The sequence below is a fragment of the Streptomyces sp. NPDC054757 genome (assembly GCF_053612185.1).
Map to the genome: position 1 here is coordinate 351908 of NZ_JBSHBW010000002.1, position 23239 is coordinate 375146.

Annotated in this window: 18 protein-coding genes; 10 read left to right on the plus strand and 8 right to left on the minus strand. The window is 71.1% G+C overall.

The window, feature by feature from the left end; translation table 11 throughout:
- Nucleotides 1-46: 46 nt before the first annotated feature.
- From ACWGKJ_RS04375 to ACWGKJ_RS04385, 3 genes are all read left to right on the plus strand, one after another.
- On the plus strand, nucleotides 47-625 hold the full coding sequence (locus ACWGKJ_RS04375; protein ID WP_385030476.1) for a dihydrofolate reductase family protein: 579 nt from the start codon (nucleotides 47-49) through the stop codon (nucleotides 623-625).
- Between the two features lie 225 nt (nucleotides 626-850).
- Nucleotides 851-2275, plus strand: a complete 1425-nt coding sequence (locus ACWGKJ_RS04380; protein ID WP_385030479.1) for an RICIN domain-containing protein — start codon at nucleotides 851-853, stop codon at nucleotides 2273-2275.
- 298 nt (nucleotides 2276-2573) lie between these two features.
- A complete protein-coding gene (locus ACWGKJ_RS04385) occupies nucleotides 2574-3308 on the plus strand; it encodes a dienelactone hydrolase family protein (RefSeq protein WP_385030482.1) in 735 nt (244 codons plus the stop codon).
- A 152-nt stretch (nucleotides 3309-3460) separates the two neighbouring features.
- On the opposite strand, the gene pyk is transcribed toward ACWGKJ_RS04385, so the two are convergent.
- The 3 genes from pyk to pta all read right to left on the minus strand — a co-directional run bounded on the left by pyk (nucleotide 3461) and on the right by pta (nucleotide 8277).
- Nucleotides 3461-4894, minus strand: a complete 1434-nt coding sequence (gene pyk / locus ACWGKJ_RS04390) for a pyruvate kinase (protein WP_385030485.1) — start codon at nucleotides 4892-4894, stop codon at nucleotides 3461-3463.
- A gap of 81 nt (nucleotides 4895-4975) precedes the next feature.
- Nucleotides 4976-6181 carry an acetate kinase gene (locus ACWGKJ_RS04395; protein ID WP_385030488.1) on the minus strand — a complete coding sequence of 402 codons (1206 nt, stop codon included), beginning with the start codon at nucleotides 6179-6181 and terminating at the stop codon, nucleotides 4976-4978.
- On the minus strand, nucleotides 6178-8277 hold the full coding sequence (gene pta, locus ACWGKJ_RS04400) for a phosphate acetyltransferase (protein WP_385030491.1): 2100 nt from the start codon (nucleotides 8275-8277) through the stop codon (nucleotides 6178-6180). The genes ACWGKJ_RS04395 and pta overlap by 4 nt, the downstream gene beginning before the upstream one ends.
- Before the next feature lie 392 nt (nucleotides 8278-8669).
- Here pta and ACWGKJ_RS04405 point away from each other — a divergent pair, with 392 nt between their 5' ends.
- Entirely contained in the window at nucleotides 8670-9695 is a 1026-nt protein-coding gene (locus ACWGKJ_RS04405) for an ATP-dependent 6-phosphofructokinase (protein WP_385030494.1), read from the plus strand.
- A 158-nt stretch (nucleotides 9696-9853) separates the two neighbouring features.
- Here the strand turns inward: ACWGKJ_RS04405 and ACWGKJ_RS04410 are convergent, their stop codons facing one another.
- The 3 genes from ACWGKJ_RS04410 to ACWGKJ_RS04420 form a co-directional block, all read right to left on the minus strand.
- Nucleotides 9854-10528 carry a helix-turn-helix domain-containing protein gene (locus ACWGKJ_RS04410; protein WP_385030497.1) on the minus strand — a complete coding sequence of 225 codons (675 nt, stop codon included), beginning with the start codon at nucleotides 10526-10528 and terminating at the stop codon, nucleotides 9854-9856.
- A gap of 831 nt (nucleotides 10529-11359) precedes the next feature.
- A complete protein-coding gene (locus ACWGKJ_RS04415; protein WP_385030500.1) occupies nucleotides 11360-12034 on the minus strand; it encodes a response regulator in 675 nt (224 codons plus the stop codon).
- Nucleotides 12031-13608, minus strand: a complete 1578-nt coding sequence (locus ACWGKJ_RS04420) for an ATP-binding protein (RefSeq protein ID WP_385030503.1) — start codon at nucleotides 13606-13608, stop codon at nucleotides 12031-12033. Before ACWGKJ_RS04420 ends, ACWGKJ_RS04415 begins: the two co-directional genes overlap by 4 nt.
- 201 nt (nucleotides 13609-13809) lie before the next feature.
- Here ACWGKJ_RS04420 and ACWGKJ_RS04425 point away from each other — a divergent pair, with 201 nt between their 5' ends.
- The gene (locus ACWGKJ_RS04425; RefSeq protein WP_385030506.1) at nucleotides 13810-15273 is read left to right on the plus strand and encodes a cation:dicarboxylate symporter family transporter; all 1464 of its coding nucleotides are present in this window, start codon (nucleotides 13810-13812) and stop codon (nucleotides 15271-15273) included.
- Between the two features lie 31 nt (nucleotides 15274-15304).
- Here ACWGKJ_RS04425 and ACWGKJ_RS04430 read toward each other — a convergent pair whose 3' ends face one another.
- Nucleotides 15305-15883, minus strand: coding sequence for a DNA-3-methyladenine glycosylase I (locus tag ACWGKJ_RS04430; RefSeq protein ID WP_453315667.1), 579 nt, complete (start codon nucleotides 15881-15883; stop codon nucleotides 15305-15307).
- Between the two features lie 439 nt (nucleotides 15884-16322).
- On the opposite strand from ACWGKJ_RS04430, the gene ACWGKJ_RS04435 reads away from it, so the two are divergent.
- Nucleotides 16323-17354, plus strand: coding sequence for an alcohol dehydrogenase catalytic domain-containing protein (locus ACWGKJ_RS04435; protein WP_385030509.1), 1032 nt, complete (start codon nucleotides 16323-16325; stop codon nucleotides 17352-17354).
- On the opposite strand, the gene ACWGKJ_RS04440 is transcribed toward ACWGKJ_RS04435, so the two are convergent.
- A complete protein-coding gene (locus ACWGKJ_RS04440; protein ID WP_385030512.1) occupies nucleotides 17338-17976 on the minus strand; it encodes a TetR/AcrR family transcriptional regulator in 639 nt (212 codons plus the stop codon). The two genes, ACWGKJ_RS04435 and ACWGKJ_RS04440, sit on opposite strands and share 17 nt — an antisense overlap.
- Before the next feature lie 165 nt (nucleotides 17977-18141).
- Here ACWGKJ_RS04440 and ACWGKJ_RS04445 point away from each other — a divergent pair, with 165 nt between their 5' ends.
- The 4 genes from ACWGKJ_RS04445 (at nucleotide 18142) to ACWGKJ_RS04460 (ending at nucleotide 23162) form a co-directional block, all read left to right on the plus strand.
- Complete coding sequence (locus ACWGKJ_RS04445) at nucleotides 18142-19734, plus strand: MFS transporter (RefSeq protein WP_385030526.1); 1593 nt, start codon at nucleotides 18142-18144, stop codon at nucleotides 19732-19734.
- A 156-nt stretch (nucleotides 19735-19890) separates the two neighbouring features.
- Nucleotides 19891-20373 carry a MerR family transcriptional regulator gene (locus tag ACWGKJ_RS04450; protein ID WP_385030514.1) on the plus strand — a complete coding sequence of 161 codons (483 nt, stop codon included), beginning with the start codon at nucleotides 19891-19893 and terminating at the stop codon, nucleotides 20371-20373.
- The gene (gene trxA / locus ACWGKJ_RS04455; protein WP_385030517.1) at nucleotides 20370-20702 is read left to right on the plus strand and encodes a thioredoxin; all 333 of its coding nucleotides are present in this window, start codon (nucleotides 20370-20372) and stop codon (nucleotides 20700-20702) included. Before ACWGKJ_RS04450 ends, trxA begins: the two co-directional genes overlap by 4 nt.
- Before the next feature lie 195 nt (nucleotides 20703-20897).
- Nucleotides 20898-23162: a HelD family protein gene (locus ACWGKJ_RS04460; protein WP_385030520.1), complete on the plus strand. Its 2265-nt coding sequence runs from the start codon at nucleotides 20898-20900 to the stop codon at nucleotides 23160-23162.
- The last annotated feature ends 77 nt before the right edge of the window (nucleotides 23163-23239 follow it).

Here is a 23239-nt window from a genome sequence, read left to right on the forward strand (position 1 = left end):
CGGACATTCCCGCCGGGACACTCCCGCCGACCCCCACGAGGCCACGATGCGAAAGATCATCCTGATGATGTCGGTGTCCCTGGACGGGTACATCGAGGGGCCGGGTCGCGACATCAGCTGGCACCGGGTCGACGACGAACTCCACCGCCACTTCAACGCGTACCTGGCGACCGTGGGCGGCTTCCTCGACGGCCGGGTGACCCATGAGCTGATGGCCGGCTACTGGCCGACCGCGGACGCCGACCCGGCCGGCAGTGAGCCGGTGAAGGAGTTCGCCGCCATCTGGCGCGAGATGCCCAAGATCGTGTACTCCAGGACCCTGGAGCGGGCCGGCTGGAACACCACCGTCGTACGGGAGGTGATCCCGGCCGAGGTGCGGGCGCTCAAGAACCGGCCGGGCGGGGACCTGTCGCTCGGCGGCGCCGGTCTCGCCGCCTCCTTCATGGCGCACGGGCTGATCGACGAGTTCCGTATCTACGTCCACCCCGTGATCGTCGGCGATGGCACCCCGCTCTTCCCCGTGGCCGGGTCCACCGTCGGCCTCGACCTGGCCGAGTCCCGTGTCTTCGGTAACGGCGTCGTGCTGCTGCACTACCGGCGGGCGGGTGAACCGGCCCCGGAGTGACCGGGCACCGGACTGCGGTGGCCGACGGTGCCGTGCGGTACGGGGCGCTGCGTACGGGGCGTGCCGTACGCACCGTCGATGCCGTGCGTACGGGGAGTTGCCGTGCGGCCGGACGGTGTGGTCGGGTCGCACGGCGCCGAGGGCAGCCGGAGTGGCCGCACGGGGCAATGGGGCTGCCCCCCAGCCTGGTGACACGACGTCACGCCCTTGACTAGTGTCCGGCGCGTGAGCATCTGGACTTCTCTGGAGCCTGCGTCCACCACCGTGGACCCCGGCAGTACGGCCACCGTGCGGCTTCGGCTGCGCAACACGGGCGACGTCGTGGACGAGTACCGGTGCGTACCCGTCGGTGACCTCGCCCCGTACGTGACCGTCGAACCACCGACCATCCGTCTCTTCCCCGGCACCACCGGCACCGTGACCCTCACGTTCGCCCCGCCGCGCACCCCCGACGCCATCGCGGGACCCAACCCGTACGGCATCCAGGTCATCCCGACCGAGCACCCCGAGGCGACCACCGTCCCCGAGGGCAACGTCACGATCACCCCGTTCTCCGAGATCCGCGCGGAGCTCGTCCCGCACACCGTCAAGGGCCGCTTCCGCGGACGCCCCAAGCTCGCGATCGACAACCTCGGCAACACCAAACTCACCGCCTCCGTCAACGGCAGTGAGAACGGCGACCAGCTCACGTACGAGATGTACCCGGCCAACGTCCAGATCGAGCCGGGCCGCGCCGCCTTCGTGAAAGCCACCCTCCGGCCCCGCCAGATCATCTGGTTCGGCCGCAAACAGGACCGCCCGTACAAGCTCGCCATCCAGCGCTCGGGCACCAAACCCCTGGACGTCGACGGCACTTACGTCCAGCGCGGCTTCCTGCCCCGCTGGCTCGCCACCCTCTTCGCGGTCTTCATGGCCGTCGCCATCGTCTTCGTCATGTACTGGTTCACCCACAAACCCCAGGTCGCCACCCGCGCCACCGAGAAACTCCAGCAAGCGGGCGTCGCACTCCCCACACCCACCCCGACACCCAACCTGCCCACACCTTCGGATCCGCCGCCCTCACCGGACGCCCCCAAGCCGGGCGCAGGCGGCGACAGCGCCGGGGCCGGAGGCAACGGCAGCGGTGGAGGCGGCGGCGCGCCCAAGAAGAAGGATCCGGCGGACCTGAAGCATGTTCTGATCCGGAACGCGGTGACCAAGCTCTGCGCCGACCTCCCCGGCAGGGACAAGGGCAAGATCAACGGTCCGGTCACCGAGAACGACTGCGCCCCTCCGGAAACGGACAACCAGGTCTGGGATTTCGAGATCCATTACGCGCACGGCGGCCCGAACGACCACAGCCTCTTCACGATCCGCAACACCAATGATCATCTCTGCATGGACCTGGGTGAGTACGGGGCCAGGCCGGCGGGGACACCGGTCGCCGAGTTCACCTGTGACGGCACCAAGGCCGACAACCAGCTGTGGTGGATGGAGAAACAGTCGGACGGCCACTACTACCTCCACAACTACCTGAGCAAAGACCTCTGTCTGAGCGTCAAGGGCGAGAGTTTCCTCAGCCAGTCCTCCGACGAGAACCGCCTCACGATCGATCAGTGCAACACCGATGACCGTGAGTGGGACATCCTCAAGGCATCCCCGGGGTTCTAGGGTCCCTCCGGGAACGTCCGCCGCGCGGGGCCGGTCTCTCGGCAGCGGGCCGGGGGCGTGGCTCCCGTACGTCCGTCCCGCCGGTCGGGGGCGCGTCACTGCGCGTGGGCTACGCTGTGCGGCCATGCATACCGGGACGGCATCGCGCCACTCACGGACAGGTGACCCGGTGCTCCGCTGAGCGCCGTACGGGCCGGTGCGGGCCCGCTGTCCTGCCGGGGACCGTGCGCTGCCGCGCGGGCTCCGCCTCCGTCGTGTTGATCACAGGCTCAACTCATCAACCACGACAGGAGAGTTCATGCCCATCGAAACACTGGAGATCCCCACCCCGGACGGTCCGGCCGACGCCTTCGCCGCCTTCCCCGACCACGGCGGGCGGCACCCGGGGGTGCTGATGTACGCGGACGGCTTCGGCATCCGGCCCGTACTGCGGGAGATGGCCCGCGAACTGGCCGGGCACGGGTACTACGTGCTCGTCCCCCATCTCTTCTACCGGCACGGTCCGGCCCCGCTGATCGACCTTCCCGAGCACATCGGAGAGGAGGCGAGGGCCGGGGTGTTCGCCCAGCTGATGCCGTTGATCGAGGCGCACACCGCCGACCGCGCACTGCGGGACGCCGCCGCCTACCTCGCGTTCCTCACCACCCGGCCCGAGGTGGCCGCCGGGCCGGTCGGAGTGACCGGCTACTGCATCGGCGGTCTCCTGGCGGTGCGCACCGCCGCGGCCCACCCCGGGCGGGTGGCCGCCGTCGCCGCGTTCCACGGTCCCGTGGGCGCGGCCGGGGCCGACGTCCTCGCCGGGATCACAGCCCGGATCCACTTCGGCCATGCCGAGAGCGACCTGACACCGGAGGCCCTGGGCGAGCTGAACCGGGTCCTGGACACGGCGGGGGCCGACTACACCTCCGAGATCTACCCCGGCACGGTCCACGGCTTCACCATGTCCGACACCGACTCCTTCGACCCCGCCGGACTGCGGCGCCACTGGGACCGCCTGCTCCCCCTCCTCGACGGAACCCTGACCGGCAGCTGAGGCCCCCGGCGGCTCGGGCCCGGCACTGAGGCCGACAGCTGAAAGGCCCACAGCTGAAGGGCCCGCAGCCTGGGCCAACGGCGGTGGCCCGCACCCAGGTCAGCAGGGTGCGGGCCACGGCCGTACGGACGGCAGGGAGCGGGGAGTCCGGCTCAGCTCGGGCTGTCCTCGCCGCCGAGGTGGTGCACCCGGACCATGTTGGTGGTGCCGGGGACGCCGGGGGGCGAGCCCGCGGTGATGATCATGCGGTCGCCGTCGCTGTAGCGCTTGAGCTTCAGCAGCTCGGCGTCGACCAGGTCGACCATCGCGTCCGTGTTGTCCACGTGCGGGACCACGTACGACTCGACGCCCCAGCTCAGCGCGAGCTGGCTGCGGGTCGCCTCGTCCGTGGTGAAGGCCAGGATCGGCTGGCAGGTGCGGTAGCGGGAGAGGCGGCGGGCCGTGTCGCCGGACTGGGTGAAGGCCACCAGCGCCTTCGCGTCCAGGAAGTCCGCGATCTCACAGGCCGCGCGGGCCACCGAACCGCCCTGGGTACGCGGCTTCTTGCCGGGCACCAGCGGCTGGAGGCCCTTGGAGAGCAGCTCCTCCTCGGCGGCGACCACGATCTTCGACATCGTCTTGACGGTCTCGACCGGGTACGCGCCCACGCTCGACTCGGCGGAGAGCATGACCGCGTCGGCGCCGTCCAGGATGGCGTTGGCGACATCGGACGCCTCGGCACGCGTCGGGCGCGAGTTGGTGATCATCGACTCCATCATCTGGGTCGCGACGATCACCGGCTTGGCGTTGCGGCGGCAGAGCTCGATGAGGCGCTTCTGCACCATCGGGACCTTTTCGAGCGGGTACTCGACGGCCAGGTCACCACGGGCCACCATGACACCGTCGAAGGCCGCGACGACGCCCTCCATGTGGGCGACGGCCTGCGGCTTCTCGACCTTGGCGATGACGGGGACCCGGCGGCCCTCCTCGTCCATGATCTTGTGTACGTCGATGACGTCGCCGGCGTCGCGCACGAAGGAGAGCGCGACCAGGTCGCAGCCCATCCGCAGCGCGAACCGCAGATCGTCGATGTCCTTCTCGGACAGGGCCGGCACGTTCACCGCGGCGCCGGGCAGGTTGATGCCCTTGTGGTCCGAGATGACACCGCCCTCGATGACGATGGTCCTGACCTCGGAGCCCTCGACCTCGACGACCTTGAGCTCGACGTTCCCGTCGTTGATCAGGATCGGGTCGCCCTTGGCGACATCGCTGGGCAGCCCCTTGTAAGTGGTGCCGCAGATGGTCTTGTCACCCGGGACGTCCTCGGCGGTGATGGTGAACTCGTCACCGCGCACCAGCTCGACGGGGCCCTCGGCGAAGGTCTCCAGGCGGATCTTGGGGCCCTGGAGGTCGGCGAGCACGCCCACGGCGCGGCCGGTGTCCTGGGAAGCCTTGCGGACGCGGTGGTACCGCTCCTCGTGCTCCGCGTGGGACCCGTGGCTCATATTCAGACGGGCCACATTCATACCGGCCTCGATGAGCGTTTTCAGCTGCTCATAGGAGTCGACGGCTGGGCCCAGTGTGCAGACGATTTTGGAACGGCGCATGAGGCGGATCCTATCGGTTTGTTTCGCAACGGAATATTCCGTCTGGCGGAAAGTACAAATGGGCGGTACGGCGCTCAGGTGTCATTCATTGACCAAGGCGTATACCTGCTGCGCGATTTCACGTTCTTCATCCGTCGGAACCACGGCCACGGCCACCCGGGACCCCTCCGGAGAAATCAGCCGGGCCTTGTCGGAACGTACGGCATTGCGCTCGCCGTCGACCGCGAGACCCAGCCCCTCCAGGCCCGCGACGGCCGCCGCGCGCACCGGAGCCGAGTTCTCGCCGACCCCCGCCGTGAACGTCACCGCGTCCACCCGGCCGAGTACCGCGGTATAGGCCCCGATGTACTTCTTCAGCCGCTGTATGTAGATATCGAAGGCCAGCTGCGCCCGCTGATCGCCCTCGCCGGTCCTGCGGATGATTTCCCGCATGTCATTGTCCCCGCAGAGCCCGACCAGACCGCTCTTCTTGTTGAGCAGTACGTCGATCTCGTCGACGGACATTCCGGCCACCCGGGTCAGGTGGAAGATCACGGCGGGATCGATGTCACCGGAGCGCGTCCCCATCACCAGGCCCTCCAGCGGCGTCAGCCCCATCGAGGTGTCCACACAGACCCCGCCCGCCACCGCGGACGCCGATGCCCCGTTGCCGAGGTGCAGCACGATGACGTTGACCTCTTCGGGGGTCCGGCCGAGGAGCGTGGCGGTCCTGCGCGAGACATACGCGTGCGAGGTGCCGTGGAAGCCGTACCTGCGGATGCGGTGCGCGTCGGCGGTCTCCACGTCGATGGCGTACCGGGCCGCGTACTCCGGCATCGTCGTGTGGAACGCGGTGTCGAAGACGGCCACTTGGGGCAGGTCGGGGCGGAGCTCGCGGGCGGTGCGGATGCCGGTGATGTTGGCGGGGTTGTGCAGCGGGGCGACCGGCACCAGACGTTCGATCTCCTGGAGCACCGAGTCGTCCACGACGGTCGGAGCCGTGAACCGCAGCCCGCCGTGCACCACCCGGTGGCCGATGGCCGCCAGCTCCGGCGAGTCCAGGCCGAGACCGTCGGCGTCCAGCTCGGCGGCGACGGCCTTCAGTGCGGCGGAGTGGTCGGCGATGTGCCCGCTCTGCTCACGGGTGGAGCCGCCGTCCGCGAGCAGGGTGTGCACACAGCGCGACGACGCCTCGCCGATCCGCTCGACCAGGCCCGTCGCCAGCTTGCTGCCGTACGCCATGTCGAGCAGCTGGTACTTCAGCGACGAGGAGCCGGAGTTGAGTACGAGAACACGGGTGGCGGTCATACGGATTCCTCCTGGGCGCGGCTCCGGTCCACGCCCTGGGCCTGGATCGCGGTGATCGCGACGGTGTTGACGATGTCCTCGACGAGCGCGCCCCGCGACAGGTCGTTGACCGGCTTGCGCAGCCCTTGGAGCACCGGTCCCACGGCCACGGCGCCGGCCGAGCGCTGCACGGCCTTATAGGTGTTGTTGCCGGTATTGAGATCGGGAAAGACCAGCACGCTGGCCCGGCCCGCGACCGCGGAGCCGGGCAGTTTGGTGGCCGCCACCGACGGGTCGACCGCCGCGTCGTACTGGATGGGCCCCTCGATCAGCAGATCGGGCCTGGCCGCCCGGACCAGCTCGGTGGCCCGCCGCACCTTGTCGACGTCCGCGCCCGAACCCGATGTGCCGGTCGAGTACGAGAGCATCGCGATACGCGGCTCCACCCCGAACTGGGCGGCGGTCGCGGCGGCCTGGACCGCGATGTCCGCGAGCTGCCGGTCGTCCGGGTCCGGGTTGACCGCGCAGTCGCCGTACACGAGCACCCGGTCGGCGAGGCACATGAAGAACACCGAGGAGACGATGGACGCGTCCGGCTTGGTCTTGATGATCTCGAAGGCCGGCCGGATGGTCGCCGCCGTCGAGTGCACCGCGCCCGAGACCATGCCGTCGGCCAGGCCCTCCTGGACCATCAGCGTGCCGAAGTACGACGGGTCCGCGACCACGTCGTAGGCCAGCTCCACGGTGACCCCCTTGTGCGCGCGGAGCTTCGCGTACACCTCGGCGAACCGTTGGCGCAGCGCGGAGGCGACCGGGTCGGTGACATCGGCCCGCGACAGGTCGATGCCCAGGTCGGCCGCCTTCCTGCGGACGGTCTCCGGATCGCCGAGCAGCGTCAGCTCGCAGACCCCGCGGCGCAGCAGGATGTCGGCGGCGCGCAGCACCCGCTCCTCGGTGCCCTCGGGCAGCACCACCCGGCGGCGGTCGGCCCGCGCGGTCTCCAGCAGCTCGTGCTCGAACATCATCGGGGTGACCCGGCCGCTGCGGGCCACCGAGAGCCGGCCGAGGAGTTCAGCCGCGTCCACATGGCGCTCGAACAGGCCGAGCGCGGTCTCCGCCTTGCGCGGGGTCGCCGCGTCCATCCGGCCCTCCAGGGCGAACAGCTCACCCGCGGTGGGGAACGACCCGCCCGCCACCGCGACCACCGGGGTGCCCGGGGCCAGCCGGCCGGCCAGTCTGAGGATCTCCTCGCCCGGACGCTCGTCCAGAGTCAGCAGCACCCCGGCGATCGGCGGGGTGCCCGCGCTGTGCGCGGCGAGCGAGCCGACCACCAGGTCCGAACGGTCCCCGGGGGTGACGACCAGACAGCCGGGCGTCAGCGCGTTCAGGAAGTTCGGCAGCATGGCCCCGCCGAACACGAAGTCCAGCGCGTCCCTGGCCAGCCCCGCCTCGTCGCCGAGCAGCACCGTGCCGCCCAGCGCATGGCTGATCTGGGCGACCGTCGGCGCGGCGAGCGCCGGCTCGTCGGGCAGCACCGAGCACGGCACCGGAAGCTGCGCCGCGAGCTGTCCGGCCAGCTCGGCGCGGTCGCCGGGGGCCACCCGGTTCACCGCCATGGTGATGACGTCGCAGCCCAGCGCCTCGTACGCGCGGTAGGCGTTACGGGTCTCGGAGCGCACGGACTCGGGCGTCTGGCCCTTGCCGCCGACGACCGTGATCACCGAGGCGCCGAACTCGTTCGCCAGCCGGGCGTTGAGCGCCAGCTCGTCAGGGAGCTGGGTGGCGGCGAAGTCGGTGCCGAGTACCAGCACCACCTCGTACCCGCGCGCCACCTCGTGGAAGCGGCCCACCAGCTGCGAGACCAGCTCGTCGGTGCCCTGTTCGGCCTGGAGGGCGGATGCCTCGTGGTAGTCCATGCCGTACACCGACGCCGGGTCCTGGCTCAGCCGGTAGCGGGACCGCAGCAGCTCGAACATCCGGTCGGGCCCGTCGTGCACCAGCGGCCGGAAGATCCCGACCCGGTCCACCTGGCGGGTGAGGAGCTCCATGACCCCCAGCTCGACGACCTGGCGGCCGTCGCCGCGATCGATCCCGGTCACGTACACGCTGCGCGTCACGCGTGCTCTCCGTCCTCTGCCTCGTCGTCCCTGCGTACCCGTTGTCCCTGCGTACTGCTGCGGCGGACCGGTCCGGGGCCCGTCACGTTTCTGCGGGCCGATACCGGGCCCGTCACACTGCGGTGGGCCGGTCCGGACCCGTCACGCTGCGGCGGGCCGTCCCGGTCCTGCCCCGGCCTGCGGGGCCGGGCCCCTGGGGGCGCCCGTGACGGCCCGGCGCGCCCTCTTGACAGTACCCTCGGGGCTGGCTAAGCCGCCTGTCCACGGCTGTGTACGGGACGGAAGGGCCGTCACGGGAGACCCCCGGCGAGCGGTCGTGGAACAATCGGCACGGTTCGCAGGCCCCACCAGGAGCATCCGCAGGCCCCACTAGGAGCAGGAGAATCAGCACGATGCGCATCGGAGTCCTCACCGCGGGCGGCGACTGCCCCGGCCTCAATGCCGTCATCCGCTCGGTCGTGCACCGTGCCGTGGCCGGGCACAACGACGAAGTGATCGGCTTCGAGGACGGCTTCAAGGGCCTGCTCGACGGCCACTACCGCCCCCTCGACCTCAACGCCGTCAGCGGCATCCTGGCCCGTGGCGGCACCATCCTCGGCTCCGCCCGCCTGGAGCGCGACCGGCTGCGCGAGGCCGCCGAGAACTGCGCCGAGCTGACCGAGCGGTACGGCATCGACGCGCTCATCCCGATCGGCGGCGAGGGCACCCTCACGGCGGCCCGGATGCTCTCCGACGCCGGGATGCCGGTGGTGGGCGTCCCCAAGACCATCGACAACGACATCTCGGGCACCGACCGCACCTTCGGCTTCGACACGGCCGTCGGGGTCGCCACCGAGGCGATCGACCGGCTGAAGACCACCGCCGAGTCGCACCAGCGCGTGATGGTCGTCGAGGTCATGGGCCGGCACGCGGGCTGGATCGCCCTGGAGTCCGGTATGGCGGGCGGCGCCCACGGCATCTGCCTGCCCGAGCGTCGCTTCGAGGTCGACGACCTGGTCAAGATGGTCGAGGAGCGTTTCGCCCGCAGGAAGCGGTTCGCCGTGATCTGCGTCGCCGAGGGCGCCCACCCCGCCGAGGGCTCCATGCCGTACGAGAAGGGCGTCATCGACCAGTTCGGCCACGAGCGCTTCGCCGGCATCGGTACCCGTCTCGCCGTCGAGCTGGAGACCCGGCTCGGCAAGGAGGCCAGGCCCGTCATCCTCGGGCACGTCCAGCGCGGCGGCACCCCCACCGCGTACGACAGGGTCCTGGCGACGCGCTTCGGCTGGCACGCGGTGGAAGCGGTGCACCGCGGTGACTTCGGCAATATGACGGCGCTGCGCGGCACGGACATCGGCATGGTGCCGCTGGCGGACGCGGTGACCCATCTGAAGACGGTCGACGAGAGCCGGATGTACGAGGCGGAGTCGGTCTTCTAGGCCGGGCCCGTCTCGTACTGGCCCCTCTCGTCCCGGCCCGTCTCGTACAGGCCCCTGGAGCCACGCAGCATGCGGTGCCTGCAATCCGGTGCCTGCACTCCGGGCCTGCACCCCGCCCGGGGTCCGCACCCACATCCTTCGCACCGGGCGGGGCCGTCTCAGCCCCCGGCGAGCTCCCAGAACCGCACCACGATCGAGTCCAGGAACGCCCGCCCCGCGTCGCCCGCGCCGGCCTCCTCGGTCGACCCCCAGTTGAGCGTCGTCACCATCAGCGCCTGGTAGTCGGAGTGCAGCCGCTCAAGAACTCGCTCAAGATCGGGGCGGGACAGCGGTACGAGCTTGGCCGTGGCCCGTACGTGGGCCTGCCAGCGGGTCGTCGCCGCGCTGGTCAGAATCCCGGCCAGCTCCCCGTCACGCCCCGTCGCCGTGAGGAAGGCCGCCGGGCTCAGCGAGAGGGCCTCCGCCAGCGCCGCCGACTGACGCTCGTTGCCCCGCCACCGGCCGGACTCCTCGGCCTTGCGATAGCTCGCGGGGTCCATACCGACCCGCCGGGCCAGGTCGTCCGGCGCTATGCCCCGGGCCAGCCGGTGCTCGCGCAGGCTGACGGCCTCGACCAGCAGGTCACCCGGAGAGCACCACAACACCCCGGCGAGCGCCGTCAGTTCACGTGCGGACGGCGCCTGGAGCCCGCGCTCCCAGGCGGCGACCACATCCGGGGTGACGAGAAGCCCGTACTGGGCCCGCAGCCCATAGGCGACGTGGCCGGGCGCCATGCCCAGCGCCTCACGGAGGCGGCGTGCGGCGGGGGCGTCGAAGGGCGGGGTCTGGTGCACGGGCACACGGTAAGGGCAAGGGTGGTCCCGCGAATACGGTTTGTTCACACAGTCTCGGTATGTGGAGAAACGTACGGGGACGACGATGATTCTGGCCCTACGGTTCGGCTATGCCGTCGCCCCCACTGTCCCGTAGGGGGCCACAGCCTCACGGACCCGGTCGGCGGGACAGCCCGGGGGTCAACCTCAACCCCGCATGCGCGGGGACCACCTTCACGATGTTGCTGACCAGCCAGTTCACCGCGGGGCCAACCCCGCATGCGCGGGGACCACAAGTACGGCATGGTCACGCGCCGCCGCGGTACGGGGCCAACCCCGCATGCGCGGGGACCACAGGCCCCGACCTGCAGTTTCATGCAGGCAGGTACCCGTTTTTACTTACTTCTGGAGATTCCGACATAGCGACCCTTCTTCGCTTCTCGGGAATCCAGCGAAGCTCCTCCCGGCCCGCTACCTGCATCCCAGCCCCCTTCTCGCCTCTTCCTGAAGTGGTGTCGATGCCAGCCGCCTGCCTCTCGTCCCCCGGACATCACCAGCCCATCACGCTCAGCCGACCCCATAGATCCCGCGCCCCGTGAAGACCAACCCCGCAACAGGTCTTCGCGCGGGCTTGAACCCACGCGATCCCGGTGCGGAAGTCTTCGGTTCAGGGCCGGGAGAGGGTGTGAGGCATGAAGGCGTGAGAAGTAGCGTACTCAGTCGTCTTCCGCCCCGCGGTGTCGGACAGCGACTGTGCGCGAAAGTCTGGTATCCGTCTTCGGATCGGGTCAACATCCTTCCCCGGCGGGGAGGTTGGCGACCGGCCTATCCGCCCCCGAAGAGCCCCCGCCCCTACGGCCGGCTCACCCACCGGTACTGCAGCTCCGGCCGTCCGATCTGACCGTACTGGGGGCGGCGTACCGCCCGGCCCGTCGTGACCAGGTGTTCCAGGTAGCGGCGTGCGGTGATGCGGGAGATGCCGACCGCGTCGGCCGTCGTGGTGGCCGTCGTTCCCTCCGGTGCCGCTCGCAGGGTGCGGGTCACCGCCTCCAGGGTCGGGGCGCTCAACCCCTTGGGGAGTGCGGCCGGTTCGGCGGTGCGCAGGGTGGCGAGGGCGCGGTCCACCTCCTCCTGGCCGCTCGCCTCGCCCGCCGCGGCGCCCCGGAAGTCCGCGTACCGGACCAGGCGGTCGCGGAGGGTGGCGAAGGTGAACGGCTTCAGTACGTACTGCACCACCCCGAGCGAGACCCCCTCCCGTACGACGGCCAGATCGCGGGCCGATGTCACGGCGATGACGTCGGCGGTGTGGCCCCCGGCGCGCAGCGAACGGACCAGTTGGAGGCCGTGGCCGTCCGGCAGATGAAGATCGAGCAGTAGCAGCTCGACCGGGGCGCGGTCCAGGATCCGTACCGCCTCCGCCCTGGAGTGGGCCTTTCCGGTCACCGAGAAGCCGGGCACCCGGCCCACGTACAGCTCGTGCGCGTCCGCCGCGACCGGGTCGTCCTCGACCACCAGCACCCTGATCACGCCGGGGTCACCTCCTGTCGGACCGGCAGCCGTACGACGAACTCCGGGCCCGCCGCCGTGACCGTACCCCCACCGCGGCCGACGGTCTGCCGCACCAGGGCCAGGCCCAGGCCGCGGCCGGTGCTCTTCGTCGACCAGCCGAGCCGGAAGACGTCGTCGCCCGGGGCGACGCCGGGGCCGGTGTCGCGTACCCGGATCAGCAGCTCGCCACCGGCCGCGCGCACGGTCACGGTGACCCGGGCGCCGTCGCTGCCCTGCGCGGCGTCGACCGCGTTGTCGATGAGGTTGCCGAGGATCGTGACCAGGTCGCGGGCGGGCAGCAGCCCCTCCTCCAGGACGCTGTCGTCGGCCAGGACCAGTTCCACCCCGCGCTCGTTGGCCTGCGCCGCCTTGCCGAGCAGCAGCGCCGCGAGCACCGGTTCGTCGACGGCGCCCACCACCCGGTCGGTGAGGGTCTGCGCCAGTTCCAGCTCGCCGGTCGCGAACTCCACGGCCTCCGCGGCCCGCCCCAGCTCGATCAGTGAGACGACCGTGTGCAGCCGGTTGGCGGCCTCGTGGGCCTGCGCGCGCAGCGCCTGGCTGAAGCCGCGCTCCGAGTCCAGCTCGCCCGAGAGCGCCTGGAGTTCGGTGCGGTCGCGCAGGGTGACGACCGTCCCGCGGTGTTCGCCCGACGACACCGGGCGGCTGTTGACGACCACGACCCGGTCGGCGGTCAGATGCACCTCGTCCACCCGGGGCCCGTCGGCGAGCAGCAGCCCGGTGAGCGGGGCCGGCAGCCCGAGGTCGGCGGCGCCACGCCCCACCACGTCGTCGCCGAGCCCCAGCAGCTCACGGCCGCCGTCGTTGATGAGCGCGATACGGCGGCCGCTGTCCAGCATCAGCAGCCCCTCCCGTACGGCGTGCAGGGTGGCCTGGTGGTAGTCGTGCATCCGGCTCAGCTCGGCCGGGTTCATCCCGTGCGTGTGCCGGCGCAGCCGTGCGTTGATGACGTACGTGCCGATGCCGCCCAGCGCGAGGGCGACCCCCGCGAACCAGAGCAGGACACTCACCTGCGCCTGGAGCTGCGCGTCGATCCGGTCCACGGTGATGCCCGCGCTGACCAGACCGGTGACCTCGGAGTGGGCGCCGCCACCGGCCCTGACCGGGGTGACGACCCGGGCGGACGGGCCGAGCGTGCCGGTGTACGTCTCGGCGTACGTCCTGCCGTGCAGCGCCTCAGCGGTGTGGCCCAGGTAGTGCTCACCGATCCTGGCCGGGTCGGGATGCGTCCAGCGGATGCCGTGGACGTTCATGATCGTCACGAAGGCCACCCCGGTGGAGCGGCGCACCTGCTCGGCGTACGGCTGGAGCACCGCAGACGGGTCGTCGGAGACGGTCGCCCGGCGCACGGAGGGGGAGAGCGCCACGGCGGTGGCGGCGGCGGTGGCCTGACGCCGGGCGGCGGCCTGCGCCTGCCGCTGGTCCGACACATAGCTGAACACCGCGCATCCGGCCACGATCACCGCGACCAGCACGACCTGCATCGCGAAGAGCTGGCCGGCCAGGCTGCGGGGCCGCGGGGCGCGTATGTGCATGGCCGACAGTCTGCCCGCTGCGAATTGTGTGAACGAAATGCACGCAAGGGTGACCGCGGTCACAGGCTGATGGAGAGTCTCGGAGATCCACCGGATGGTCAGGGAAGTGGATCGAAGGCGGTCCGGACGTGGATCGGACGTGGTCCGGACGTGGGTCGGACGTGGTCCGGGCGTGGTCCGGACGTGTACGAGGAGGCCGGCGTGTCCGCAAAGAAGCGGGACCGTACGCATTATCTGTATCTCGCGGTGATCGCCGCGGTGGTGCTCGGCATCGTGGTCGGCTTCGCCGCCCCCGGAGTCGCCGTCGAACTCAAGCCCCTGGGCACCGGGTTCGTCAATCTCATCAAGATGATGATCTCGCCGATCATCTTCTGCACGATCGTGCTGGGGGTCGGCTCGGTCCGCAAGGCGGCCAAGGTCGGTGCGGTCGGCGGGCTCGCGCTGGGCTACTTCCTGGTGATGTCGACGGTGGCGCTGGCCATCGGCCTCGTCGTCGGGAACGTCCTTGAGCCCGGCTCCGGGCTGCATCTCACCGAGGCGGTACGGCACGCGGGGGCCGCACAGGCCAGTGGCGCGGGCGACTCCACCACGGACTTCCTGCTCGGGATCATCCCGACGACCATGGTCTCCGCCTTCACCGAGGGCCAGGTCCTGCAGACGCTGCTGATCGCGCTGCTCACCGGGTTCGCGCTCCAGGCGATCGGCCCGGCGGGCCGGCCGGTGCTGCGCGGTATCGAGCACATCCAGCGGCTGGTGTTCCGCATCCTCGCCATGATCATGTGGGCGGCCCCGGTGGGTGCGTTCGGTGCAATGGCCGCCGTCGTCGGCGAGACTGGTGTGGACGCGCTGAAGTCGCTGGCCGTCATCATGATCGGCTTCTATCTGACCTGTGCGCTCTTCGTCTTCGTCGTGCTCGGTGCGCTGCTGCGGCTGATCGCGGGCATGAACATCTTCCTGCTGCTGAAGTACCTGGGCCGCGAGTTCCTGCTGATCCTCTCGACGTCCTCGTCCGAGTCGGCGCTGGCACGGCTGATCGCGAAGATGGAGCACCTGGGCGTGAGCAGGCCGGTCGCCGGGATCACGGTCCCGACCGGTTACTCCTTCAACCTCGACGGCACCGCCATCTATCTGACGATGTCGGCGCTCTTCGTCGCCAACGCTATGGACAAGCCGCTGAGCGGCGGCGAGCAGATCTCACTCCTGCTGTTCATGATCGTCGCGTCCAAGGGCGCCGCCGGTGTCACCGGAGCGGGCCTCGCCACGCTCGCCGGTGGCCTCCAGTCGCACCGCCCCGATCTGGTCGACGGCGTCGGCCTGATCGTGGGTATCGACCGCTTCATGAGTGAGGCGCGGGCGATGACCAACTTCGCCGGGAACGCCGTGGCGACGGTCCTGGTGGGCACCTGGACGAAGGAGATCGACAAGGCGCGGGCGGCGGAGGTGCTCTCCGGGCGGCTGCCGTTCGACGAGGCGACGCTGATGGACGACCGGCCGGAGGGTGCGGGCAGCGGCGCCGATGACGGTGCCGATGGCGATGCAGGCGCCGACGGTGGCCGGGACGGCGGCGGCGAGGGATCCGCGGAGCCGCAGGAGGTGCCCGTGCCGGTGTCCCGGGGCGGCACGGGGACGGCGGAGAGCGGCAAGGAGACGGCGCCCAGGTCCTGACAGCCACCTGACACCCACCGGACGGGCGGGCTCATCCCGGCAGCGGCGCCACCGCCGCCGGGCAGCCCGCCCCGTGGTCGTCGACGACACCGACCGCCTCCAGATACGCGTAGACGATGGTGGTGCCGACGAAGGTGAAACCGCGCCGCTTGAGGTCCTTGCTGATCCGGTCGGACAGCTCGGTGCTGGTGGGCAGCGGGTCCCCGGGCCCCGGCCGGCTGACGACCGGCTGCCCGCCGGTCCACTGCCAGAGATACGTGTCGAACGAGCCGAACTCCTTCTGTACGGCGAGGAAGGCGCGGGCGTTCTTCACCAGTGAGGCGACCTTCAGCCGGTTCCGTACGATGCCCGGATCGCCGAGCAGCTCCGCCAGCCGGTCCTCGTCGTACTCGGCGATCCGCACCGGGTCGAACCCGTCAAGGAGTCTTCGGTAGTTGTCCCGTTTGTTGAGCACGGTCGACCAGGAGAGCCCGGCCTGGGCGCCCTCAAGTACGAGGAACTCGAAGAGATAGCGGTCGTCGTGCGAAGGGCGGCCCCACTCCTCGTCGTGGTAGGCGGCCATCAGCTCGGAGCCGTCCGCCCAGGCGCAGCGGTGCTCGGTGTGCTTCATGGGGATTCCCTGGGGTGCGCGGTCGGGACACGGGTGGGTCGGGTAAGGGTCCGGCGGGATATGGGTGGGGCCGGACAAGGGTCCGGGGTACGGGTGGGGCCGGGTCGGGGGTGGGTCACGTCGGGTCGCGGAGTGCGGAGCAGGCGGTCGGTTCACATGCTGCCACCGGCCACTGACAACGGCCCCGATTCCGACCCCGTACCGCCCTCCGCACCCCCACTGAACCGGTACGACGCGCCGCCCACAGCCGCACCGCCCGGCGCGCGTGCCGATAGTGACGCGTAGTGCCCACTGCGCGTGCCGATATGACGCGCAGTGCCCACACTGGAAGGGACGGACAGGCCGGGCCAGAAGGCCGACGCCCCGGCCTCACCGTCCCGGCACCACTGCTCCGGCCCCGCTCCATACGCTCCACCTCGCGGAAGGCAAGGAAGGTCCCATGACATCCACGCCCACGTCCCCCCGCGCCATGCAGGTCGCCGAGCCCGGCGGCCCCTTCACGCTTGTACGCACCGAACTTCCGGAACCCGGACCTGGCCACGTCAGGATCGCGGTGGAGGCGTGCGGAATCTGCCACTCCGACGCGATGATCACCGGCGGGATGCTGCCGGGAGTGACGTTCCCGGTGACCACCGGCCATGAGATCGCGGGCCGTATCGACGCGCTGGGCGCGGGCGTGGAGGGCTGGGAGGCCGGGGCCCGGGTCGCCGTCGGCTGGTACGGCGGCAGCTGCGGATACTGCGAGGCGTGCCGGGGCGGCGACGCCGTCAACTGCCCGCGGCTGGAGATCCCCGGGGCGGCCTACCCCGGCGGGTACGCCGACACGGTCGTCGTGCCCGCGGTCGCGCTGGCCCGAGTCCCCGACGAACTGACCTCGGTCGAGGCCGCGCCGCTGGCCTGCGCGGGCGTCACGGTCTTCAACGCGCTGCGGCGCAGCGCGACCCGCCCGGGTGACCTGGTCGCGATCCTGGGGATCGGCGGACTGGGCCATCTCGGTGTGCAGTTCGCGGCGAAGATGGGCTTCCGTGCGGTGGCCATCGCCCGCGGCGCGGAGAAGGCGAAGCTCGCACACGGCCTCGGGGCCAGGCACTACATCGACAGCACGGCCGAGGACGTATCGGAGGCCCTGCAGAACCTGGGCGGCGCGAAGGTCGTCCTCGCCACGGTCACCCACGGCCCGGCCATGACGGAGACCTTCGACGGTCTGGGGCGGCGCGGTGAACTCATCGTGGTCGGAGCCACCCCCGACGAAATGACCTTCACCGGCATGCAGTTCATCACCGACACGAAGAAGGTCTACGGCCACGCATCGGGCACCGCCGTGGACACCGAGGACACTCTGCGCTTCGCCGCACAGACCGGCGTCCGCTCCTGGACCGAGGAAGCGCCGCTGGAGGAGGCGGACGAGGCGTTCGCCCGCATGCTGTCGGGCACGGCACGCTTCCGGATGGTCCTCACGACCGGCCGCTGACGCCGGCTCGGCTCCCGTCCCCCCGCTCCAGCGCGGCCCCCACCACCTCGGCCGCCCGGGACGCCGGTACCCCCGCCGTCATCAGCAGGGTGCTGGCCGCCGCCGCGCCGCCCTCCGCGGCCGGGAGGGCCCCCTCGTTGACGGCCTCCATCAGGCCGAACAGGGCCTGCTCGTGGACGTACGCCAGGGCCGCCGCGGTCAGGGGTGAGGTGAACGCGCCCTCGTCCAGGCCGTGTTGGATCAGCGCCGTGCAGGTCTCGCGCACCGGGGTGAGGCGCTGTTTGATGCCCGCCATCGTGACGCTGCGCTGGGCCAGTGCGACCAGTAGGCGGTAACGGTCGGCGATCTCCCAGACGGCGAGGGTCGCGCTGGCCAGTGCCTCGGCCGGGTCGCCGATACCCGCGCGGCCGGTGGCGTGAGCCTCGATCACGGCGGCTGTCGCGTTGTCGACGAGCGCGGCGATCAGGGCCTCGCGGCTGGGGAAGTGGCCGTAGACCGTGCGGCGTACGACACCGGCCGCGCGGGCGATCTGGTCCATCGAGGCGTCCGGGTCGCGCAGCAGCTCGGTGAGGGCCACGTCCAGGATGCGGCGGCGGTTGGCGTCTGCTCGTCCGGAGGTCACCGGCCCATTTTGCACTGCCCCGGGAAGCGCGTTAAATTGCACAGCAGTGTGTAATTGCACAAGCTTGTGCAACTGGGTGTACCCAGGTGTCGCCCAGGTGTGTACGCGGAGACGTACGCGGAGATGTGCGCGCGGGTGCGTACGGAGTGGGAGTGGTGGAACGTCATGAATCTCGTGGTGAGGCAGCCGGTCGCGGAGGGCGAAGGCCCCTACCGGCGCCGCTGGTGGGCGCTGCTGGTCCTCTGTCTGAGTCTGCTGATCATCGTGATGGCGAACACCGCCCTGACGGTGGCGGCCCCCGACATGACACGGGACCTGGGGCTCAGCAGCGCCGACCTCCAGTGGGTCATCGACGGCTACACCGTCCCGTACGCGGCGCTGATGCTGCTGCTCGGGGCCATCGGCGACAAGTACAGCAGGCGTGGCGCGCTCGTGCTGGGTCTGGTCGTCTTCGGCGGGGGAGCGGTCGCCGGATCGCTGGTCGGCAGCGCGACGGGTGTCATCGCGGCCCGTGCCGTCATGGGGGTCGGCGCGGCGATGATCATGCCCGCCACCCTGTCGCTGCTCGCCGCGAGCTTCCCGCGCGCCGAGCGGGCCAAGGCGATCGTCCTGTGGACGGCCACCGCCGGGCTGGCCATCGCCGCGGGACCGCTGGTCGCGGGGGCGCTGCTCAGGCACCACGGCTGGGCCTCGACCTTCCTGATCAATGTGCCGATCGCGGTGCTCGCCATCATCGGCGCCTTCGTCCTCGTACCGCCGTCGAAGGCCGGCCACCGGAACCGGATCGACTATGTGGGCGGGCTGCTCTCGGTGGTCTCCGTCGGCGCCCTCGTCTACATGATCATCGAGGGGCCGCACTTCGGCTGGGGGGTCAAGGCCGTCACCGCCGCCGTCGTGGCGGGCGCCGGTTTCGTGGCGTTCGTGCTCTGGGAGCTGCGGCACCCGCACCCGGTGCTCGACGTCCGGCGCTATCTCGACCGGGGGTTCGCCGGGTCGAATCTCGCCGTCGCCCTCTTCTTCCTGGCCGTGTTCGGCGCCTTCTACTACCTGACCCAGCACCTCCAGTTCGTCCTCGGCTTCGACGCCTTCGAGACCGGCGTACGGATGTTGCCGCTGGCCGGCGCCGTCTTCGTGGGCTCGGCCCTGACCGGGCTCCTGACCCCCCGGCTGGGGATGCGCGTCACGGTCACCGCGGGCATGGTCGGCGGCACCGCGTCGCTGGCGCTGCTCACCCGCATCGACGCGGGCTCGGGGTACGGGGCGTTCGTCCTGCCGCTGGTCCTGCTCGGGCTGGCCATCGGCCTCGCCCTCTCGCCGTGCACCGACGCCATCATGGGCGCGTTCCCGGAGTCCGAACTCGGCGTCGGCGGCGCGGTCAACGACACCTCGATCGAGCTGGGCGGATCGCTGGGCATCGCGATTCTCGGCTCCGTGCTCTCCGGCGCGTACTCCTCGCACCTCGCGGACGCGGCCGGCGGCAAGCTGCCCGCCGCCGCGCTGGACACCGCCCAGGACTCGGTGGGCGCCGGACTCGCGGTGGCCCGGAAGGCCGCTGCGACGGCGGGCCCCGAGCAGGGACGGGCCCTGGCGGACGCGGTGCACGGCGCCTTCGCGCAGGCGGTCGCCCACACCAGCCTGGTCGGCGCGGTGATCCTCGGGGTGGGCACGGTGCTGGTCGCCGTCCTGATCCCGGGCCGCACCCGCCGTACGGAACCGGACGCGGCGCCCGCGGAGGAGCCGGTGACCACCTCGGTCTGAGGATGCCGCCCGGCATCCCCGGGATCCCCGCGGGCCTGCCCGCTCCGCCGCCCGGCATCCCCGGGGGCCTGCCCGCTCCGCCGCCCGGCATCCCCGGGGGCCCGCCCGCTCCGCCGCCCTTGCCCTGACGCCGACGTCAAGGATTACCTTCGGGGCATGCGAATCGGCGAGCTGGCGGAGCGGGCCGGTACCACCACCCGTGCTCTGCGCTACTACGAGTCCCGGGAACTGCTGCCCGCCCGGCGGGCGGTGAACGGCTACCGGACCTACGACGAGGACGATCTGCGGCTGCTCCAGCAGATCAGGACCCTCCAGGACTTCGGCTTCGAACTGGAGGAGACCAGGCCGTTCGTCGAGTGCCTGCGCGCCGGGCACCCGGCGGGCGACGCCTGCCCCGCCTCGCTCGCCGTGTACCGGCGCAAGCTCTCCGAGCTGGACGCGCTGATCGCCCAGCTCCAGGGCGTCCGCGCCCGGGTGGGCGCGGAACTGGCCCGCGCCGAGGCGGAGTTGCCGGGCGGCCCGGAGCCGCGCTGCGAACTGTCCGGCGAGGGCGGATGGGACGAGGACGGGTGGCACAGCGATCGGGACACCGGTCGTGACAACGAACGTGAAAACGAAGGGGAGGGACACCGGAGATGATCCACGCAGAGGGCGTCGGCACCGTGACCGACGCCGACTTCGGCACCGAGGTGCTCGCGGCCGGACTGCCGGTCCTGGTCGAGTTCACCGCCGACTGGTGCGGCCCGTGCCGCCAGCTCGCACCGGTGCTGAGCGCCGTGGCCGCCGAGGAGGCCGGACGCCTCAAGGTCGTACAGCTCGACGTCGACAGCAATCCGGATGTGATGATCCGGTACGGAGTGCTGTCGATGCCGACCCTGATGGTCTTCCGCGACGGGGAGCCGGTGAAGTCGATGGTCGGCGCCCGCCCGAAGCGGCGGCTGCTCCAGGAACTCGCGGACGTGCTCTGACCCGGAACCGGTGCCGGGCGCCGTGGCGCGACCCGTACCGGATACGGAAAAGACCGCACAAAAATACCCCGGGCGAATTGGCGTCCGGGGTATTGCGGCGCGTACAGTGGGAGCTTCTTGTCTTTGCGGTTTCTGTTAATCCGAGCAAGCCAAGAAGAAGTCTTATAACGGCACCGTATCGCGTCAGGAGCTGCATTGTCAACCGAGGAATTGCAGAACGAGCAGCAATTCGTCTCACGGCTCTACGAGCGGCTGGACGCGCTCAGGGAGCGTGCCGAGGCCGCCGTCCAGCGCTCCTTCGCCCAGGTGGGGAAGGGACTTCAGGCGCGGGTCGAGCGCGATGTACTGGTCGCCGAGCGGTCCGGGCTGCTCAGTGCGCTGAATTCGGTGGAATCCGGACTCTGCTTCGGCCGTATTGATTTCACCGATGGATCCCGCTATCACATCGGCCGCATCGGAATCCGCGAGGAGGCCGACGAGAACAACGAACGCACCCCCCTGGTGATCGACTGGCGCGCGCGCATCGCGCGGCCTTTCTACCTCGCCACCGGGCATTCCCCGATGGGGCTGCGCCGCCGCCGGCACCTCACCACCGACGGCCGGACCGTCACCGCGCTCCACGACGAGATCCTCGATCTCACCGACACCGAGCGCACCGGGCACGAGGGGTCCGACGCCGACGCGGTCCTCCTCGCGGCCCTGGACTCCGCGCGCACCGGCCGGATGCACGACATCGTGCAGACCATCCAGGCCGAACAGGACGAGATCATCCGGGCCCCGCACCACGGGGTCCTCGTGGTCGAGGGCGGCCCCGGCACCGGCAAGACCGCGGTCGCGCTGCACCGCGCCGCGTACCTCCTCTACGCGCACCGCGACCAGCTCGCCCGCCGTGCCGTCCTCGTGGTCGGCCCCAACCCGGCCTTCCTCGGCTACATCGGTGAGGTGCTGCCCTCGCTCGGTGAGACGGGCGTGCTGCTCGCCACCCCGGCCGAGCTGTTCCCCGGAGTGACCGCCACCGGCACGGACACCCCGGCCGCCGCCGCGGTCAAGGGGCGTACGGAGATGGCGGACGCGCTGGCCGCCTTCGTACGGGATCTCCAGCGCACGCCCGAGCCCGGCGAGCCCCTGGTGATCCCGCACGACGACGGCGATCTGCTGCTCGACTGGACCATCGCCGACGCCGCCCGCGAGCGGGCCCGCTCGACGCTGCTGCCGCACAATCTGGCGCGTCCGCACTTCGCGTTCCGGATCATCGACGACCTGACCGCGCAGCTGGCCGACCGGCTCGGCGCCGATCCCTACGGCGGGCCCAACTTCCTGGGCCCCGACGATCTCGCCCAGCTCGGCAAGGCCATCGCCGCCAGCCCCGAAGTACACGCGGCCATCGAGGAGTTGTGGCCCGTCCTCACCCCGCAGCAGGTGGTCGCCGACTACCTCACCGACCCGGTGCACCTACCGGAGGCCGACGCGGACACCATCCGCCGCAAGGGCGGCGACTGGACGGCGGCCGACGTCCCGCTGCTCGACGAGGCCGCCGAACTGCTCGGCGATGACGACTCCGCGGTACGCGCGGCGGCCGAGGCGGCCCGCCAGGAGCAGGTGGCGTTCGCCCAGGGCGTCCTCGATCTGTCGCTGGGCTCCGAGTCCTTCGAGTTCGAGGACGAGGAGTCCGAACTGCTCGCGGCGCACGACATCATCGACGCCGAGCGGATGGCCGAACGCCACGAGGAGGCCGACCACCGCAGCGCGGCCGAACGCGCGGCGGCCGACCGCACCTGGGCCTTCGGGCACATCATCGTGGACGAGGCGCAGGAGCTGTCGCCGATGGTGTGGCGGCTGCTGATGCGGCGCTCCCCGACCCGCTCGATGACGCTGGTCGGCGATCCGGCGCAGACCGCCGAGCCGGGCGGTGTGGGCGACTGGGCGACGATGCTCGCCCCGTACGTCGACGACCGCTACGAGCAGGTGCGCCTCGGCATCAACTACCGCACCCCCGCCGAGATCATGGAGGTCGCCGCAGCGGTCCCGGGCGCGGCCGACCCGTCGTTCCGGCCGCCGCGCTCCATCCGCTCCACCGGGGTACGGCCCTGGGTGCGGGCCACCACTGACCTGCCCCGCGCCGTGGCCGACGCGGTGGCGGACGAGCGTCATGACGAGCGCAGGCTCGCGGTGATCGCCCCGGCCGGACTCCACCGCGAACTGGCCGCCGTACTCCCGGAGGTCGAAGGCGGCGAGCCGGATCTGCACCGGCCCGTCGTCCTGCTGGATCCCAGGCAGGCGAAGGGCCTTGAGTTCGACACGGTGATCGTGGCCGAGCCCGGCCTGATCCTGTCCGGCTCGCCGCGCGGCACGAGCGATCTGTACGTGGCGCTGACCCGGGCCACCCAGCGGGCCGGCATCGTGCACACCGACGGGACGCTGCCGGAGTGCCTCAGCGGTGCGGCGGACCCCCGCCCGTGACACCGGGGAGGTGCGGTGGGGGGGGGGGGGCGCCCCCCCCCCCCCCCCACCTCCCGGCTGTCACCTCAAGCCTGCGA

What these genes read in the sequence shown, in the direction of transcription:
- ACWGKJ_RS04375 (WP_385030476.1), top strand. Translation starts at nt 47, where the DNA reads ATGCGAAAGATCATCCTGATGATGTCGGTGTCCCTGGACGGGTACATC.
- ACWGKJ_RS04385 (WP_385030482.1), top strand. Translation starts at nt 2,574, where the DNA reads ATGCCCATCGAAACACTGGAGATCCCCACCCCGGACGGTCCGGCCGAC.
- pyk (WP_385030485.1), bottom strand. Translation starts at nt 4,894, where the DNA reads ATGCGCCGTTCCAAAATCGTCTGCACACTGGGCCCAGCCGTCGACTCC.
- ACWGKJ_RS04395 (WP_385030488.1), bottom strand. Translation starts at nt 6,181, where the DNA reads ATGACCGCCACCCGTGTTCTCGTACTCAACTCCGGCTCCTCGTCGCTG.
- ACWGKJ_RS04405 (WP_385030494.1), top strand. Translation starts at nt 8,670, where the DNA reads ATGCGCATCGGAGTCCTCACCGCGGGCGGCGACTGCCCCGGCCTCAAT.
- ACWGKJ_RS04420 (WP_385030503.1), bottom strand. Translation starts at nt 13,608, where the DNA reads ATGCACATACGCGCCCCGCGGCCCCGCAGCCTGGCCGGCCAGCTCTTC.
- ACWGKJ_RS04430 (WP_453315667.1), bottom strand. Translation starts at nt 15,883, where the DNA reads ATGAAGCACACCGAGCACCGCTGCGCCTGGGCGGACGGCTCCGAGCTG.
- ACWGKJ_RS04435 (WP_385030509.1), top strand. Translation starts at nt 16,323, where the DNA reads ATGACATCCACGCCCACGTCCCCCCGCGCCATGCAGGTCGCCGAGCCC.
- ACWGKJ_RS04445 (WP_385030526.1), top strand. Translation starts at nt 18,142, where the DNA reads ATGAATCTCGTGGTGAGGCAGCCGGTCGCGGAGGGCGAAGGCCCCTAC.
- ACWGKJ_RS04450 (WP_385030514.1), top strand. Translation starts at nt 19,891, where the DNA reads ATGCGAATCGGCGAGCTGGCGGAGCGGGCCGGTACCACCACCCGTGCT.
- trxA (WP_385030517.1), top strand. Translation starts at nt 20,370, where the DNA reads ATGATCCACGCAGAGGGCGTCGGCACCGTGACCGACGCCGACTTCGGC.